Consider the following 16,679-nt stretch of genomic DNA (forward strand, 5'->3'; position numbering starts at 1 on the left):
GGCTTGAGTAACCAGGCTAAAGCCGATGGCGCAAGTGGACCTTGAAATCAAATAGGAAGCCTGAAGTGGAAAACGCAGCGGCGGCAAAGGAAACTAAGAAGCATGTTCACGTGGCGGTGGCCGTGGTGCTAAATAGAGCCGAGCAAGTGCTCGTGAGTAAACGTGCAGCTCATCAGCATCAAGGTGGGTTGTGGGAGTTTCCGGGTGGTAAAGTAGAAGCTGGTGAAACCGTGTTAGCGGCGTTAGATCGAGAACTCCATGAAGAATTAAATTTACGGGTTCAGCGCGCCGATGCCATAATGGAAATAAAGCACAACTATAGCGACAAGCAGGTGCTGTTAGATGTGTGGTTAGTTCAGGAATTTAGCGGTGAAGTGCAGGCTAACGAGGGCCAACAATGGCTTTGGGCTGATCTTAATACTTTGCAATCGCTGCAGTTTCCCGCAGCAAATGTTCCTATTTTAGAAAGTATTGAAAAATTACTTGCCGGCGCCCATTAGCCGTTAAAACTCAGCACAGAATCAATAACTGCAATTAAAACTCATCATCTTCGTTAGCAGTAAGCGGTAATTCATCGCCAGGAATACGCTTTTCTTCCGCTGCCCACTCGCCTAAATCGATTAACTTACACCGTTCGCTACAAAATGGACGAAACTTTGATTCCTCGCCCCAAACCACATCTTTCTCGCATGTAGGGCAGTTAACCGTAAGTGGTGATTTTTTCGACATGACGTATAAATCCTTCTGGGTGTTTTATATAAACTTGCCGCGCACTTTTCGCATAAACTTGCCACGCGCTTAGCGAGGGCTGTTGTTATTTTCCAAGCGGGTTGTTGTTGGTATTTGCTTTGCGGCCAGCCTAGCTCACAATACTCTTAAACACAGCGAGCTAATTCAAAATTAACCGCTTCTTGATAAGCGGTACGCTCAGCTGTGCCGGCATTCATAAAGCGAATATTGTAGCGCTGGCGATGGCCGCTAATTAGCGGATATACTGGCAGATCGGCCGGTACTCGAACTCGAAGTAGTGCCAACTTTTCTTCATTGCCGAGCCAGTTGCCATTTTCCGCAACTACGGGTACAAAATGTGTTTGTTCCCGAAGCATTGTCATTTCCATAGCGAGTGCATCGCGAAGCACACTTAATTGCTCAAGCCACGTATGCGCATCATGCCGCCGATCCGATGCGCTAGTTTGCAACCAATACTGCAAATCAGGTAATTCGTTGTGGCACTGCCCACCCATAATTCCCATACGTTGGCGAATATTACTCAGCAAACGATGATCCCGTAAAGCGTAGCCAAATTTTCTGCCTTCGCAAAGGGCTTGCAAAATAGCACGTAGATCTTGATGAATTTCTTGTAAACGCTGTTGATCAACATCAGGATGATTGAAGAAAGCGAGCAGCTTGGCTTCTCGCCGCTCCAAATCTTTTATTAAATCAGCGCGGGTATCAGTGCGATCGAGCAAATCTAAAAGATTAAACAAGCCACCAAAAAACAATGGGTAATTCACTGAATTAACTTGCTCGGCAGCAAGTTCCAGTTGGTCGAGCAGCGCTTCGATACGTAAATATACCCGAACCCGCTCTTCTAACGGATGTTCGTATGTTTTCCAGGCCATCTTCTTCTTCTAATTAGTGAAACCATCCCCATGATAACGAACCGCATAACGAGTGCAATGGTTTTTCCTAGGATTTTAAGCCAGCGCTCGATACTGTGCATGTAAACGCTGTACCTGATCTTTCAGCGCTGCAGGGCTACCACTGTTATCAATCACATCATCGGCTTTTTGTAGGCGTTGTTTACGTGGCATTTGCGCACCGATAATAGCCGCTACTTGTTCTTGAGTAACGTCGTCACGTTGTTGCGTGCGTGCGAGCTGCAATTCTTCCGGTATATCCACCACTAACACACGCTGACAGTACTTTTCCAAACCATTTTCGAGTAGCAAAGGCGCTGAGAGCAACACATAAGGCGATTGGGCTGCGGCTAGCTGGCGCAATATGTCATCTCGAATAGCTGGGTGCATGGTGCTGTTTAACCAATTTTTAGCTTCAGCATGGCTAAAAATAATTTCTCGCAAGCGCGCACGATTCAGGTTTCCCTGACCATCGAGAATATCTTCGTGGTAGTGTTCGGCGAAGTGTTTTGTAATTTTTTCTAGCAATGGGGTGCCTGGGTTAACGATTTCGCGCGCAATCACATCGGCATCCACCACTTCAATGCCAAGTTCGGCGAATAAATTGGTAACCGTTGTTTTTCCAGAACCAATCCCACCTGTAATGCCAATAACAATCATATGGCAAAGCTCCAATACCAGCGGTAAATGGGTTCGGCATAAAACAAGGCTATACCACCAGCAACCGCCAAGTAGGGGCCAAATGGCATCGGGTTACCTTGTTTATGTTTGCTCATTATAATCATTAAAATACCGTATGCCGCGCCTACCAATGAACTTAATAAAACAATTAATGGCAACGCTTGCCAGCCAAGCCAAACACCAAGCACCGCTAAGAGCTTAAAATCACCATAGCCCATGCCCTCTTTACCTGTAGTTAGCTTAAAGAGCCAGTAAACCGACCATAAGAACAAGTAGCCTGCCGCACCACCTATAATGGCATCGGTAGGGCTCACAGGCAGAACATGAATACTTAACAGCAAACCAAGCCAGAGCAACGGCAAGGTAATTTGATCGGGTAACAGCATGGTTTCCGCATCGATTAACGTAAGCAATAGTAGTGCGTAGAGAAAAACAGCGAAAGCGAGTGCTGCATAGGTAAAGCCAAAGCTAGCCACAACGGCTAAAGTGAGCAGCGCGGCGGCTAACTCGGTTAGCGGGTAACGCAGAGAAATATGCGCTTTACAACCGCGGCAACGCCCTCGTTGTAGCAAGTAGCTCAACAATGGGATATTTTCAAACCAGCGTAATCCATGGCCACACTTAGGGCAATGGGATGCAGGGTAGGCTAGATTAAAGCGCTTTTCTTTTATGGTTGGCTTTTTTTCTTTTTCATCTGCAAACGCCTCTTGGCACTCTTGCCGCCATTGTTGCTCTAACATTCGAGGTAACCGCGCCACTATAACGTTACCAAAGCTCCCAAACACGAGGCCAAATAAGGCTGCAAACAAAAAACCAATCCACGGATATAGCTGAACAATTTCTGCCACTTTAAGCTCCTTTTTAACACCTATCTTAGCGCACAGTTTGCCCTAGCTGGAAGAGCGGTAAATAAAGCGCGAGTAATAATACGAGTACAATAACGCTCACCGCGATTAAAACTAGGGTTGGCAGAATATGCATCACGTTTTGCTGTTGCTGATTGAGCGCTAGCGTAACCTGTTTTTTGGCAAAGGTTAACTGCCGGTTGAGTTGGCCGCTTTGTTCGCCCGCAGCTATCGCTTGTAGCAGTATATCTGGCATGTTGCTCGAAGCTAAGGTTTGGCTGAACGTTAAACCCTGGCTCAAACCTGCGCTTGCGGTTTGCCATTGCTGTTGCCAATAGCCACTTGCAGCGTGTTGGCCCACTAATTGGCAGCTCTGTTGCAAGGGAATGGCACTCTCAATTGCCAATAGCAACATATCGAGATCATGCAATAGGTGTTGTTGGCATAACCAATTACCGATTAAGGGCAAGCGATAAATGCGATCACAAACTTTTGCTGAGGCAATGTAACGGGGCCACAGCGCCCGTGCGATGCTAAATAAAGCAATAGCAAAACCAATACCCATTAGCAGTTTGCGCTGAGTGTTAGGGCGCTCAAGCTGCATAACGGCTTCGGTGATCGCGGGTAGGGATACCTCAAGTTGCGCATAAATCTCAGCGAATCGTGGTAGTAGAAAAAACACCATTCCGAGTAAGGTTAACCCGGCAACCGCTAGCACAATAAGTGGATAGCGCAATGCATCGTTCATTTGCTTTCTGCGTTCCCGCTCAAGCTCCAAAGTGTTTACTAGGCCTTTAAGAACCTCGGGCAGGCGCCCTGTGCTTTCGCCAACATCAACCCAGGCACAAAGTTGTGGAGAAAATAGATTTGGGTGGCTCGCAATTGCATCGGCGATACTGCTACCTTGAGTTAGCGCACGCAGAACATCGGCGCAGGCTTCTGCTTCTGCTTGGGTTTGGCAGTTTCGTTGTAAATGCTGCCACGCTAATTGCTGATCAAAGCCGGCTTCAAGCAAGCTTTGCCATTGGAATAAAAAGCCCGGCAAAAACTGCCGGGAATGCCGAGTACCGATTTTTTTCGGTAATTTCGACAGGGAACGAACATATATTTGCTGCAACAATAGTTGTTGTTTTGCACTCGCGGCATTGTTCGCCGCGATTACGCCTTTTTGCGGGCCGTGTTCATTGTGAAGCCCTTGCCAATGAAACCACATCATAAGCTTCTTTTTCCTGAGGTTGGTTTAAGCACTGCTGTAAATGCTGCCAATAATTTTCATTGTTTGGCCCTGAGAGTAATGCCCTGCGCAAAGCATTGTGCATGGGTTGCAAGGTGAAAACGCCGCGCCGCTTGCCATCTACCGTAATTAATCGCTGATTTATTAGTAGTTGCCAACAAGCCGCAAGTTGATAGTTATCCACACCGAGTTGTTGCAGCCGAATGATTGCGCTTAGCGATTGGCTTGCGTGCAATGTAGCAAGAACCAAGTGCCCGGTTTGGGCTGCCTGCACGGCAATTTGTGCCGTTTCCGCATCACGAATTTCACCCACCATTAGCACATCGGGATCTTGCCGAAGCATTGCCCGAAGAGCGGTAGCAAAGGTTAGGCCCACGCTGGTTTTTATGGGCACTTGATTCACGTTAGCTAGGGTAACTTCTACTGGATCTTCCACCGTGGCGATATTTTTCGCCTCGGCGGCAAGAATTTGCAGCATGGCATAAAGTGTTCGCGTTTTTCCGCTCCCAGTTGGGCCGGTAACTAGGATAAGCCCCTCGGGTGTTTTTAATATCTTTTCAATTACGGCACGCTGCTGCGGTAAAAGGCCGAGGGCGCTTAAGGGTAATGCTTCCTGCTCGCTAAGTTGCAAGCGTAACACCAGCTTTTCGCCATGCAGGGTGTTCAAGGTGTTGATTCGGCAATCTACTTTTAATGTTTGTTGATTGCCGGCACTTTGATTTGCACTAGTGGTTGCGGCAGGGGTTGGATTCTTAGTTGTATTCTTAGTTGCATTCTCATTTGTACTGGCGGTTGCACTCTCGTTTACATTGGGGATTGCCAGATGCAGGCGGCCATCTTGGGGCAGCCGCCGCTCTGTTGTATCTAACCCGGCGGCAGTTTTTAGTGCGGCGATAATTCGAGCCCCCTCTGCCACGTGCATTTTTGCTATGGGTTCGAGTAAGCCAAGGCGCCGTCCACGCCAACGATAATGGTCAGGTTGTGCCTCCAGGTGCAGATCTGATACGCCCTGCTTGGCTTGTGTGCAGATAAAGGTTGTGAGTTCCGAATTTAGAGTGTGCACCGAATTATCCTCGGCTATCAGCAACACAGTGCGGAATACGCATACCTACACCATCATTAGTGCCAAAATCAGAGCAGGCAACGGCCCATTGTAATTGGGTTGCTGTGGCCGCGGGGCGAAGCTCTACCAGTAGGGGGTTACCCTCGCGATCATTTACTTCTAAGGTAGCTTGAATAGAACCGGGTACAGAGCCTGGCTGTAGTGTTGTAATACCGGTAGGTAAGGGTGCTTCAACAGCGGGAATGCCCCTTTGGCCAAAGCTGGCGCAGGGGGTGAGTGAGCCCTCCATTTGCCAACAAATATTGATAGCTGTTTGCCATGGCTGCAAGCCCATGAGGGCAGTGCTAGCTTTTGCGCGCTGGGTATAATCGGTGTAGGCCGGCACTGCCACTGAGCTCAACACACCAATGATGGCAACAACAATCATTAATTCAATTAAATTAAAACCCAGTGCTCGATGATACGCTTTCATGTGCAACTCCTTTTGCAAAATTAAGATGCAAAAGTAATAGCGGTAAAAGCCAGAAGGGTAAAGTTAAATGCAGAAAATTCAGCAAAAGCTGAACAAGTAAGAAGTTGGGGTCGTTGCTGCGTTACTCTGGCCCCTCTTAGGTGCCGGAGTAACGCAGCAACGACACCATTCTCTTAGATACTGGTAACGCGGAGGGATAAATCGAGTGCTTTTACATGTTTGGTGAGAGCACCCGAAGATATATAATCAACTCCAGTTGCGGCATATTGCGCCAATTGATCGGCGGTTACATTACCGGATACTTCCAGCTTTGCACGGCCACGAGTGAGCGCCACTGCAGCTTCAACATCTGCCATACTAAAGTTATCCAACATAATCACATCAGCACCCGCGGCAAGGGCTTGCTCAAGCTCGGCAAGGCTCTCGGTTTCCACTTCCACCCATGAACTCGGTTGATTCGCGCGAGCGGTTGCAACCGCGTTGGCAATTCCCCCACAAGCGGCAATGTGATTTTCTTTTATTAAAAAGGCATCGTGCAAACCAATTCTATGGTTCACACCACCACCACACAGCACCGCGTATTTCTGCGCTAATCTTAGCCCCGGAATAGTTTTGCGAGTATCCAATAATTTGGTGTTGCTGCCCTCTAAATGGCGTACCGCATTCGCTACTGCAGTAGCCGTAGCGGAAAGCGTTTGCAGGAAATTCATGGCCGTGCGTTCGCCAGTGAGTAACGCGCGAGCCGGCCCAGATAAGGTACAAAGTGTTTGATTGGCAACAACGGCATCGCCATCTGCAACTTGCCACTCAACTGTTATATTATCGGCCAGTTGCGTAAACACCTCATCAACCCAAGCGCACCCACAAATAGTGCCGACCTCGCGGGTGATTAATCGAGCTGTAGCCCGTTGTTCAGCAGGAATTAAGTTTGCTGTGATATCAGCATTAACATCAAACTGTGCGCCAAGAGCAGCACCTAAATCTTCCGCCAAAGCCGAAGCCACTTGTTGCGGAATGGATTGGCGCAATAAATCACTCATGCGGGCTGAATTTTGCATGGCTAAGCGTTACCTTTACTAGTTGAGTTTGTTTAGTTCGAATTTTTATCGACGTTATTGGCGAATGGTGAGGGTTTCATTACGTTGGGTGAACTCCAAACTTCGTAATGCACTCATGCCCAATAGAATATGGCGGCTATCGTAATCGGGAACAATGGTAGCAGCAACATTATTTAAGCGAATTTCACCTAATTCGAGCTCTGCAACTTCGGTTTGGAATGCATTTGCTATCCCGTTTGCCGTTCTTACTTGTACCCGAGTACCTTGCGTAAGCCCGAGTTGCCCCGCCAAACGGCCGGGCACCGCAACTTGCGTAGCGCCGGTATCCAACAAAAAAGTGACCTCGCGGCCATTAATAAAACCGTTCGCAATGTAGTGCCCTCGGGAATTTTGTTCAAGCACTACAACAGCATTACCGTTCTCTTGATAACTTAAAACTTGTTGATTAGGATTCTCTTTGTTTTGTAAAAAGTTATCGAAGGTCCAGTACAACACAAACAGCGCAGCTATCCAGGCAAACCAAGAAAACAGGCGGCCCATTTGTTTACTAGAATCACTCGAACTAGGCATAACTGTGCGCTCCTCGCTTTACCTTTTTACGTTAAGTACGGATACTGAGCACTGGTATCAAAATGAATAATAACAAGAGAACCTATTATAACGAAAACTATAGAGGTTACCGTGCTAAATTTAACCGCGCATCGATTACATCCGGTTCGATGGGAAGCATCGCCCCACGCCGATGAGCGCCCCAACAGCAATGATATTAGCTTGCTGGTGATTCACGGGATTAGTTTACCCGAGGGTAATTTTGGTGGCCCCTACATTACTGAGCTTTTTTTAGGCCGCTTAGATTGTGAGGCACATCCTACATTTGCCATCTTAAAAGGGTTACGTGTATCGGCTCATTGTTTGATCAGGCGCAATGGTGAAATTATCCAATATGTTGATTTCAATCGCAGGGCTTGGCATGCCGGAGTTTCTAGCTGGAATGGGCGGGAACGTTGTAATGATTATTCGATTGGCATTGAACTTGAGGGAACTGATTCCACCCCCTACACTAAAGAACAATATCAAGCGTTGGCGGCGGTAACGCAAGTAATACAGCAACACTATCCAGCTATCACTAACGAGCGTATTGTTGGGCACGAGCACATCGCGCCGGGCCGCAAAACAGATCCTGGGCCAGCGTTTGATTGGCAACACTATCGCGCACTTTTAAATAATTAGAAGCGCTAAGAAAAATAATATAGCGAGCTGAATTCCGCGCCGGTAGGCGCTTGAGAGGAAACAAAAATATGATGGTGTTTTCACTGTTTGTAGCTTTAATTTTAGAGCGATTACGGATAACTCCGGAGGCTTGGAAACTAGATCCTACCGCAGAACGCTGGGATAACTGGCTCAATCAAAAAGATGATATCCAACGCTGGCGCAATCATGATTTGTTTGGGCCGTTGTTATTGGTGGCGCCGGCCATTTTGTTAGCTGTTTTGTTGTCGTTGAACAATAGCGTGTTAGCGGCGCTATTAATAAACATTATTGTGCTTACTCTCGTAATCGGTTGCCGTTCCTATCGCACAGCGTTGCGCCAGTATTTCTTAGCGGCAAAACGCGGTGATGAAGAGGAATTAGAGGCGCAAGCGGAAACTTTGGAATATCTGAAAGATGCCGGCTTAAGCACCGGGCAGCAACTGGTATGGCTTAACTTTCGTTTTTATGCCGCGGTATCGATTTGGTTTATTTTGCTCGGCGCTCCAGGCGCTCTGGCGTATGGTTTACTGCGCTCGCGCGCGGAAGTTTTTCCACACGTGTTAGCCTGGGTTGAGTGGTTACCACTGCGTATCTGCGCTTTTGGTTATGTATTAGTTGGGCACTTCTCGAAGGCAATGCCGGTTTGGCTAAAAATGGTACCTGAAGGCGTTGATAACCCGCCGCAGCAGCTTGTGGATGTAGCCGTTGCGGCAGAAGAACTGCCACAGCACGTTAACGATGACGAAAAACACTGGGTTGAGGCGGAGAACCTAGTTAATTTAGTGCGCCGAAATATGATACTGATACTCGTAATTGTTGCGTTTGCCACGCTTTTAGGTTGGGTGGTATGACCAATAATCCTGCTTATAAATTTGGTTTAAGCTCAAATAAGGGATATAATTACAGCCTTTGGTAAATTGGTATTACCAATAATTCGAAAAATCACATAGGTAACAAATGATTCAACGCGTGGCACAAACTAAGTTGTCGGATATCATCGTTTCGCAAATTGAATCGATGATAGTTGATGGCACTTGGGCGGCCGGAGAGCGCTTACCCTCAGAACGGGATTTAGCCACGCGATTTCACGTTTCTAGGCCTTCGTTACGAGAAGCGATTCAAAAACTCGAAGCTAAAGGCTTGGTGTCGCGCCGGCAAGGTGGTGGTACCTTTGTGAGTAACGCCTTAGATCAGCAGGTGCGAGAGCCGCTATTTGAGTTGCTCGCACGGCATCCAGAATCACAATTCGATTTGCTTGAATTTCGCCACGCAATGGAAGGTGTTTCCGCTTTTTATGCGGCTATGCGAGGCACTGATTCAGATTTACAGCATATCGCCAACAGTTTCGCTGCAATTGCAGCCAAGCGCTCAGAGCCTATTGTTGAGCAAGCGCAAGCCTTGATGGTGTTTTACACCAGTATTGCTGAAGCTTCACATAACGTTGTTTTACTGCATTTAGTGCGCGGCATGCGCGAGTTATTGCAGGAAAATATGCGGCGCAATCTAGAAGTGCTCTCTGAGCGTAGTGATGTACGAGAACAACTTCAAACCCATCGGCAAGCGATTGTTGATGCAATTATTGCAAGAAAGCCAGAACAGGCGCGCGATGCGTGCCATCAGCATTTGGCCTATATAGAAAAAACATTGTTACACCTGAATCGGGAACACACCCGGCTGCAACGCTCGTTGCGGCGGAGTGAACCTTTATCGACTCCAATGGAGAAGTAAGGAATCAGTATGGCAGATTTAGATCAGCACGATATCGACCAGCAAGAAACGCAGGAATGGCTAGATGCACTTGAAGCCGTTCTCGATGCTGAAGGCCCAGAGCGGGCGCATTTTATTCTTGAGCAACTGATTGATAAGGCGCGCCGCAGCGGTGCTTATTTGCCTTATCAGCCTACCACCGCGTATTTGAATACTATTCCGGTGAGCCAAGAGCCGGTGATGCCTGGCGATCACACGTTAGAAGCGCGGATTCGGGCCGCTATCCGTTGGAACGCATTGGCCATGGTTCTGCGCGCATCGAAAAAAGATCTTGAACTGGGCGGCCACATTTCGAGCTTTGCTTCTTCAGCCATGTTGTACGATGTGGGCTTTAATCATTTCTTCCGGGCGCCGGGTGAAGATGGCGGCGATTTCTTGTTTATTCAGGGGCATGTTTCCCCAGGTATCTATGCGCGAGCATTTTTAGAAGGGCGTATTACCGAAGATCAAATGAATAAATTCCGCCAAGAAGTAGATGGCGATGGCCTTTCTTCTTATCCGCATCCGAAATTGATGCCCGATTTTTGGCAATTCCCAACGGTTTCTATGGGCCTTGGCCCCATGCAGGCTATTTATACAGCGCGGTTCTTAAAATATCTTACCGATCGTGGCATTAAAGATTGTTCAAAACAGCGTGTTTATTGCTTCTTAGGTGATGGCGAAGTAGATGAGCCAGAAAGCTTAGGTGCAATTGGCTTAGCCACTCGCGAAGGCTTGGATAACCTAACCTTTATCGTGAATTGTAACCTCCAGCGCCTTGATGGCCCGGTGCGCGGTAACAGCAAAATTATTCAAGAACTCGAAGGTACTTTCCGTGGTGCAGGTTGGGAAGTGATCAAAGTTATTTGGGGTCGTTATTGGGATCCGCTGCTATATCGTGATACCGAAGGCAAGCTTGCTGAAATTATGCAAACCAGCGTAGATGGTGAATACCAGAACTACAAAGCTAAAGGCGGCGCTTACACGCGCGAACACTTCTTTGGCAAAACTGAAGAAACCAAAGCCATGGTAGCGAATATCTCCGATGAAGATATTTGGCGCCTCAACCGTGGTGGCCACGATCCAGTAAAAGTTTACGCTGCTTATCACAAAGCGGTGAACACGAAAGGCCGGCCACAGGTTATTTTGGCGAAAACCGTAAAAGGCTACGGTATGGGTGCAGCCGGGGAAGGTAAAAACGTAGCGCACCAAGTGAAGAAAATGGATATTGAGGCGATTAAACATTTCCGTGATCGCTTTAATATTCCAATTAAAGATGCGGATCTTGAAGATATGCCGTTCTATCGCTTCCCAGAAGATAGCGATGAAATGAAGTATATGAAAGAACGCCGCGAGAAACTCGGCGGTTTCACTCCAGTGCGCTTAGCCGAAACAGATAAAGAGCTAGATGTGCCGAGTTTGAAAGCCTTTGATTCGGTACTTAAAGGCAGTGGTGATCGGGAAATTTCAACCACGATGGCGTTTGTACGCGTACTTACCGCCATGCTGAAAGACAAGAAAATTGGCTCTCGTGTGGTGCCAATTATTCCCGATGAAGCGCGCACCTTTGGGATGGAAGGTTTATTCCGCCAAGTGGGTATCTATTCAAGCCAAGGCCAGAAATATACGCCACAAGATGCGGATCAAGTGGCTTATTATCGGGAAGATAAGAAAGGCCAGGTATTGCAAGAGGGTATTAACGAATTAGGCGCTATGGCTTCGTTTGTGGCGGCAGGTACCAGCTACTCCACCAACAACGAACCTATGATTCCGGTTTATATCTACTATTCAATGTTCGGTTTCCAACGGGTAGGTGATTTAGTTTGGGCTGCAGGCGATAGCCAAACTCGTGGTTTCCTAGTAGGCGGCACGGCAGGCCGAACCACGCTCAATGGCGAAGGCTTACAGCATCAGGATGGCCATAGCTTATTGCACTTCGGCACGGTGCCAAATTGTGTAAGTTATGATCCAACTTACGGTTACGAAGTGGCGGTTATCGTACAAGATGGCTTACGCCGTATGTTCGCTGAGCAAGAAAATGTTTTCTATTACATCACCGTAATGAACGAAAACTATAAACAACCAGAAATCGCTGAGGGCGTGGAAGAAGGTATTCTCCGCGGCATTTATAAGTTAGATGAAGTTAAAGCGAAAAAAGCGAAAGCAAAAGTGCGTTTGCTTGGCTCTGGTACCATTTTGCAGCAAGTGCGCAAAGCGGCTACTGTGTTAGCCGATAAATATGATATCGATGCGAGCGTATTCAGTGCTACTTCATTTAACGAACTTGCCCGCGATGGTTTGGATGTAGAACGTTACAACATGCTGAATCCAACCAAGAAAGAGAAAAAAGCCTTCATTACTTCTGTGCTTGAGAAAGAAGAAGGCCCAGTAATTGCAGCCACCGATTATATGAAGCTTTATGCGGATCAAGTGCGTGCCTGGGTGCCGGGTAGTTACCGTGTGTTGGGTACCGATGGTTTCGGCCGCTCGGATAGCCGCGAAAACTTACGCCGTCATTTTGAAGTGAATGCCGATTATATTGTGGTAGCTGCACTCAGTGATTTGGCGAAAGCAGGGGATATCGATAAAAAAGTAGTGGCGCAAGCCATCAAAGATTTCGGTATCGATGTTGATAAATTAAACCCACTCTACGCATAAGGAGAACATGATGGCAGATGCAAAAGAAGTTCTAGTTCCCGATGTAGGTGGGGAGAGCGTTGAAGTTATCGAGGTGTTGGTAAGTGAAGGCGATAGCATTGATGCAGAAGAATCACTGGTAACTGTTGAGAGTGATAAAGCCTCAATGGATATCCCTGCGCCTTTTGCTGGCAAGGTAAAAAGCCTGAAGGTAAAAGTTGGTGATAAAATTAGTGAAGGCGATTTGCTGGCGCTGATGGAAGCGGCTGATGATGGGGATGACGATTCTGGCGATGATTCTGAAGAGAAATCATCAGAAGAAGAGGAAAAATCTGCTGATAAAAATGAAGCGGATGAGAGCAAAGAAGATTCTAGCGAGGAAAAAGATACCTCGAGTGAATCGAAAAACGATGATTCGAAATCTGAAAGTAAGAAAAAATCTTCTGGTGGCACCGAAACCATCGAAGTGAATGTGCCCGATATCGGTGAAGAGGGTGAAGTTGAAGTTATCGAGGTTCTCGTTGCTGAAGGTGATGAAATCTCCGAAGAAGATGGCTTGATTACCCTAGAAACCGATAAAGCCACGATGGATGTGCCCAGCCCGAAAGCCGGTAAAGTAAAAAGCTTGAAAGTGAAAGTTGGCGATAAGGTGAAAGAAGGCTCGCTTGTGCTTGAGCTGGAAATTGCCGGCGAAGATGAGGGCGAAGAAGCTTCTGAGAGCGAATCTAAGCAGGAAGAGAAGCGAGAATCTAAGCAGGAAGATAAGAAAGAAGAAAGTAGCTCTTCTAGCTCTGAATCATCTAGCTCCGAATCTTCTAGTAATGAAAGCAAAGATTCCGGCCGTAAAGAGCCCCCAGTTCCTGATCACCCCCTTGGCCGCAAAGGTAAAGACGATGCTCTAGTGCATGCTTCACCTGCCGTGCGCCGGGTAGCACGTGAGTTTGGTGTTGATCTTAGCAAGGTAAGCGGCAGTGGCCCGAAAAACCGCGTATTGAAAGAAGATGTGCAAGAGTTTGTGAAATATGAACTTTCACGGCCGAAAGCTTCTTCTGCACCGGCTTCAGGTGGTGAGGGTGGCTTACAAGTAATTGCCCAGCCGAAAGTTGATTTCAGCAAATTTGGTGAAATTGAAGAAGTAGAAATGTCCCGCATTCAGCGTTTATCGGGGCCGAACCTGCATCGCAACTGGGTAACTATTCCTCATGTTACGCAGTTTGATGAAGCGGACATCACCGAGCTCGAGAAATTCCGTAAAGGTGAGAACGAGCAGCTGGCGAAGAAAAAAGCCGATGTGAAGTTCACACCGCTGGTATTTATCATGAAAGCGGTGGCCAAAGCGCTGGCAGAATTCCCAGAGTTCAATTCTTCGTTGCACGAAGATGGCGAGCACTTAATTCTGAAGAAATATATCAATATCGGTATTGCCGTAGATACGCCAAAAGGCTTGGTAGTGCCAGTTATCCGTGATGTGGATAAGAAGGGCATTGTTGAGCTTTCCCGCGATTTGGCCGATGTAAGCGCGCGCGCTCGCGATGGCAAGCTAAAATCTGCCGATATGCAGGGCGGCTGTTTCTCAATTTCAAGCCTAGGTGGCATTGGTGGTACCGCGTTTACGCCTATCGTTAATGCGCCAGAAGTAGCTATTCTCGGCGTATCGAAAAGCGATATGAAACCGGTATGGAACGGCAAAGAGTTTGAACCACGGTTAATGCTGCCACTGAGCCTTTCCTATGATCACCGGGTAATTGATGGTGCATTAGCGGCGCGGTTCTCGGTGTATTTGGCCGGTGTGCTTTCCGATATCCGGAAAATTATACTCTAAACAAGACGTACCGAGGATTTCTCGGTACAATACTGCGCAAATTTGAGCGCGAATTTGAATTTTATTTTTGGCGCAGCAGTTAGCGAACAAATAGGGGTTATCATGAGCAACGAAATTAAAACACAGGTTGTAGTTCTTGGCGGAGGCCCAGGTGGTTATTCAGCCGCTTTCCGTGCAGCCGATTTAGGTTTGGAAGTAGTGATTGTTGAACGGTACAACGTGTTAGGCGGTGTTTGTTTGAACGTGGGTTGTATCCCTTCAAAAGCCCTGCTGCACCTTGCTAAGCACATCGATGATGCCAAGCACTTAGGCGATGCCGGTGTTGCTTTCGGCGAGCCGAAAATTGATTTAGATAAAATTCGTGCGCACAAAGAAAAAGTAATTAGCCAGCTTACCAACGGTCTTGGCCAAATGTCGAAAATGCGCAAAGTGAAAGTAGTTACCGGTACCGGTGAATTTACCGGCGCTAACGAACTTAAAGTTTCAGGCGATGAAGAAACAGTAATTAAGTTTGATAACGCTATCATTGCTGCGGGTTCAACACCTGTTGAATTGCCATTTATTCCCCATGATGATGAGCGCATCTGGGATTCAACCGATGCCTTAGAAATGCCGTTCATTCCAAAGAAAATGTTGCTCTTAGGCGGCGGCATCATTGGTTTAGAAATGGGTTGCGTATATAGCGCATTAGGTTCGAAGCTTGATGTAGTTGAGTTCATGGACCAACTAATTCCAGCAGCCGATAAAGATTTGATTAAAGTTTTCACAAAGAAAATGCAATCAAAGTTCGATAACATCATGTTGGAAACGAAAGTAACTAAGGTGGAAGCTAAGAAAGATGGTATTCACGTTACTTTCGAAGGCAAAAACGCACCAGAGAAACCAGTGAAATACGATGCTGTGTTAGTAGCTGTGGGCCGCACGCCAAATGGTGGGAAAGTAGGCGCGGATAAAGCGGGCGTAAACGTTACCGATAAGGGCTTCATTGAAGTTGATAAGCAAATGCGTACCAACGTTGATAATATTTTTGCTATCGGCGATTTAGTGGGGCAGCCAATGCTTGCACACAAAGCAGTGCATGAAGGCCACGTTGCTGCAGAAGTAATTTCTGGTAAGAAACACTTCTTCGATCCGAAAGTAATTCCTTCAATTGCCTATACCGATCCAGAAGTTGCATGGGCAGGTTTAACCGAGAAAGAAGCGAAAGAGCAAGATATCGCCATTGAAACTGCCGTGTTCCCATGGTCGGCTTCTGGCCGTGCCATTGCTTCTGGCGCAACAGATGGTTTCACTAAGCTGATTTTCGATAAAGAAAGCCACCGTATTCTTGGCGGCGCTATTGTAGGCTCGCACGCAGGTGAGCTACTCGGCGAAATTTGCTTGGCTATCGAAATGGGTGCCGATGCCGAAGACATCGCACTCACCGTGCACGCTCACCCAACACTGCATGAATCAGTTGGCTTGGCTGCAGAAGTAATGGAAGGCTCTATTACGGATATGCCAAATAAGAAAGCGAAGAAGAAGTAGTTTTCTAGCTTTTAACGAAAATAAAAAGCTGCGGAAGGTAAATGCCAATGCCGTGGCTAGAAAAATAGGCCTAACCTGGTGCAAACCTTGTTAGGCCATTTTTATTGCTACGGCACCCGTTTGTAGCGCTATTCGCGCATGCACAATTAGCCGCAACTCAATTCTCGTTATCAACTTGCCTCCCCGCAAAAAAAGCCGTAATGTTAAATGCTTGTAGATTAAACAAATCAGATAATGAGCATCGATGCCCGAAGTAATGCGCACGCACATTATCTGCAATCAATAAGCCCGCTCACTTTCACATCGAAAAATACAGGGGCGAATCTCATTTTATTAATTAATTTCAATATCTTGTGTGTTTTAGTGCTTAGCCATGCGCTGTAAAGTGTGCGGGCTTTAGATATAAATGTTAAGTCGCTCGGCCCTTTCAGTTCTGAGAGGGCGGAGCCAGGTCAGAAGTAACTGCCATTTGCTGGCAGTCCGGCATCAGGGATCGTGCCGTTCCTATCTCGGCAGTTTCGTTCCTTGTGCCTTTAATGAATTTTGTGGCGTAGCAGGTCTTGCGCATTCTGCATGGCTTGCCACAATCGGGTTATTGGGGGCATCCAGCCGTGTCGTTCTATCGGGTGCCATGTTTAGGGTTGGGCTCGCGTTCGCTCGCAACGTGCCAGTAGCTGGCTATGAGCGTCGCTTGCTTAACCAG

General features: G+C 47.2%; 16 protein-coding genes. 7 read left to right on the plus strand and 9 right to left on the minus strand.

The window, feature by feature from the left end; genetic code table 11:
• Positions 1-65: 65 nt before the first annotated feature.
• Positions 66-500 carry an 8-oxo-dGTP diphosphatase MutT gene (gene mutT / locus CWE08_RS02485; protein ID WP_126765262.1) on the plus strand — a complete coding sequence of 145 codons (435 nt, stop codon included), beginning with the start codon at positions 66-68 and terminating at the stop codon, positions 498-500.
• Positions 501-534: 34 nt separating this feature from the next.
• On the opposite strand, the gene yacG is transcribed toward mutT, so the two are convergent.
• The 9 genes from yacG to CWE08_RS02530 form a co-directional block, all read right to left on the minus strand.
• Entirely contained in the window at positions 535-729 is a 195-nt protein-coding gene (gene yacG, locus CWE08_RS02490) for a DNA gyrase inhibitor YacG (RefSeq protein ID WP_126765264.1), read from the minus strand.
• Between the two features lie 146 nt (positions 730-875).
• A complete protein-coding gene (locus CWE08_RS02495; RefSeq protein ID WP_126765266.1) occupies positions 876-1,622 on the minus strand; it encodes a cell division protein ZapD in 747 nt (248 codons plus the stop codon).
• Positions 1,623-1,697: 75 nt separating this feature from the next.
• Positions 1,698-2,300 carry a dephospho-CoA kinase gene (coaE, locus tag CWE08_RS02500; RefSeq protein ID WP_126765268.1) on the minus strand — a complete coding sequence of 201 codons (603 nt, stop codon included), beginning with the start codon at positions 2,298-2,300 and terminating at the stop codon, positions 1,698-1,700.
• On the minus strand, positions 2,297-3,169 hold the full coding sequence (locus CWE08_RS02505) for a prepilin peptidase (RefSeq protein ID WP_126765270.1): 873 nt from the start codon (positions 3,167-3,169) through the stop codon (positions 2,297-2,299). Before CWE08_RS02505 ends, coaE begins: the two co-directional genes overlap by 4 nt.
• Before the next feature lie 25 nt (positions 3,170-3,194).
• On the minus strand, positions 3,195-4,382 hold the full coding sequence (locus tag CWE08_RS02510; protein ID WP_126765272.1) for a type II secretion system F family protein: 1,188 nt from the start codon (positions 4,380-4,382) through the stop codon (positions 3,195-3,197).
• On the minus strand, positions 4,348-5,463 hold the full coding sequence (locus CWE08_RS02515; protein ID WP_157981215.1) for a GspE/PulE family protein: 1,116 nt from the start codon (positions 5,461-5,463) through the stop codon (positions 4,348-4,350). The genes CWE08_RS02510 and CWE08_RS02515 overlap by 35 nt, the downstream gene beginning before the upstream one ends.
• Positions 5,464-5,467: 4 nt before the next feature.
• A complete protein-coding gene (locus CWE08_RS12390) occupies positions 5,468-5,935 on the minus strand; it encodes a pilin (RefSeq protein ID WP_126765276.1) in 468 nt (155 codons plus the stop codon).
• A gap of 173 nt (positions 5,936-6,108) precedes the next feature.
• Positions 6,109-6,993: a carboxylating nicotinate-nucleotide diphosphorylase gene (nadC, locus tag CWE08_RS02525; RefSeq protein WP_126765278.1), complete on the minus strand. Its 885-nt coding sequence runs from the start codon at positions 6,991-6,993 to the stop codon at positions 6,109-6,111.
• Positions 6,994-7,047: 54 nt separating this feature from the next.
• The gene (locus CWE08_RS02530) at positions 7,048-7,563 is read right to left on the minus strand and encodes a retropepsin-like aspartic protease family protein (RefSeq protein ID WP_126765280.1); all 516 of its coding nucleotides are present in this window, start codon (positions 7,561-7,563) and stop codon (positions 7,048-7,050) included.
• A gap of 111 nt (positions 7,564-7,674) precedes the next feature.
• Between CWE08_RS02530 and ampD the strand changes: the two genes are divergently transcribed.
• The 6 genes from ampD to lpdA all read left to right on the plus strand — a co-directional run bounded on the left by ampD (position 7,675) and on the right by lpdA (position 15,976).
• Positions 7,675-8,223 (plus strand): 1,6-anhydro-N-acetylmuramyl-L-alanine amidase AmpD, encoded by a 549-nt coding sequence (gene ampD, locus CWE08_RS02535; RefSeq protein ID WP_126765282.1) that lies wholly within the window; start codon positions 7,675-7,677, stop codon positions 8,221-8,223.
• Between the two features lie 68 nt (positions 8,224-8,291).
• The gene (gene ampE, locus CWE08_RS02540) at positions 8,292-9,095 is read left to right on the plus strand and encodes a regulatory signaling modulator protein AmpE (RefSeq protein WP_126765284.1); all 804 of its coding nucleotides are present in this window, start codon (positions 8,292-8,294) and stop codon (positions 9,093-9,095) included.
• Between the two features lie 106 nt (positions 9,096-9,201).
• Positions 9,202-9,972: a pyruvate dehydrogenase complex transcriptional repressor PdhR gene (pdhR, locus tag CWE08_RS02545; protein WP_126765286.1), complete on the plus strand. Its 771-nt coding sequence runs from the start codon at positions 9,202-9,204 to the stop codon at positions 9,970-9,972.
• A 9-nt stretch (positions 9,973-9,981) separates the two neighbouring features.
• Positions 9,982-12,648 (plus strand): pyruvate dehydrogenase (acetyl-transferring), homodimeric type, encoded by a 2,667-nt coding sequence (gene aceE, locus CWE08_RS02550; protein ID WP_126765288.1) that lies wholly within the window; start codon positions 9,982-9,984, stop codon positions 12,646-12,648.
• A gap of 10 nt (positions 12,649-12,658) precedes the next feature.
• Positions 12,659-14,449 carry a dihydrolipoyllysine-residue acetyltransferase gene (gene aceF, locus CWE08_RS02555; RefSeq protein ID WP_126765547.1) on the plus strand — a complete coding sequence of 597 codons (1,791 nt, stop codon included), beginning with the start codon at positions 12,659-12,661 and terminating at the stop codon, positions 14,447-14,449.
• Positions 14,450-14,551: 102 nt separating this feature from the next.
• Positions 14,552-15,976, plus strand: a complete 1,425-nt coding sequence (gene lpdA, locus CWE08_RS02560; protein WP_126765290.1) for a dihydrolipoyl dehydrogenase — start codon at positions 14,552-14,554, stop codon at positions 15,974-15,976.
• The last annotated feature ends 703 nt before the right edge of the window (positions 15,977-16,679 follow it).

It is taken from the genome of Aliidiomarina iranensis, assembly GCF_003987135.1.
GTDB classification, from domain to species: Bacteria; Pseudomonadota; Gammaproteobacteria; order Enterobacterales; family Alteromonadaceae; genus Aliidiomarina; species Aliidiomarina iranensis.

Coding starts and splice junctions, on each gene's coding strand:
- nadC (WP_126765278.1), bottom strand. CDS start 6,993: ATGCAAAATTCAGCCCGCATGAGTGATTTATTGCGCCAATCCATTCCG.
- aceF (WP_126765547.1), top strand. CDS start 12,659: ATGGCAGATGCAAAAGAAGTTCTAGTTCCCGATGTAGGTGGGGAGAGC.
- yacG (WP_126765264.1), bottom strand. CDS start 729: ATGTCGAAAAAATCACCACTTACGGTTAACTGCCCTACATGCGAGAAA.
- lpdA (WP_126765290.1), top strand. CDS start 14,552: ATGAGCAACGAAATTAAAACACAGGTTGTAGTTCTTGGCGGAGGCCCA.
- CWE08_RS02510 (WP_126765272.1), bottom strand. CDS start 4,382: ATGATGTGGTTTCATTGGCAAGGGCTTCACAATGAACACGGCCCGCAA.
- aceE (WP_126765288.1), top strand. CDS start 9,982: ATGGCAGATTTAGATCAGCACGATATCGACCAGCAAGAAACGCAGGAA.
- CWE08_RS12390 (WP_126765276.1), bottom strand. CDS start 5,935: ATGAAAGCGTATCATCGAGCACTGGGTTTTAATTTAATTGAATTAATG.
- CWE08_RS02495 (WP_126765266.1), bottom strand. CDS start 1,622: ATGGCCTGGAAAACATACGAACATCCGTTAGAAGAGCGGGTTCGGGTA.
- coaE (WP_126765268.1), bottom strand. CDS start 2,300: ATGATTGTTATTGGCATTACAGGTGGGATTGGTTCTGGAAAAACAACG.
- ampE (WP_126765284.1), top strand. CDS start 8,292: ATGATGGTGTTTTCACTGTTTGTAGCTTTAATTTTAGAGCGATTACGG.
- CWE08_RS02530 (WP_126765280.1), bottom strand. CDS start 7,563: ATGCCTAGTTCGAGTGATTCTAGTAAACAAATGGGCCGCCTGTTTTCT.
- pdhR (WP_126765286.1), top strand. CDS start 9,202: ATGATTCAACGCGTGGCACAAACTAAGTTGTCGGATATCATCGTTTCG.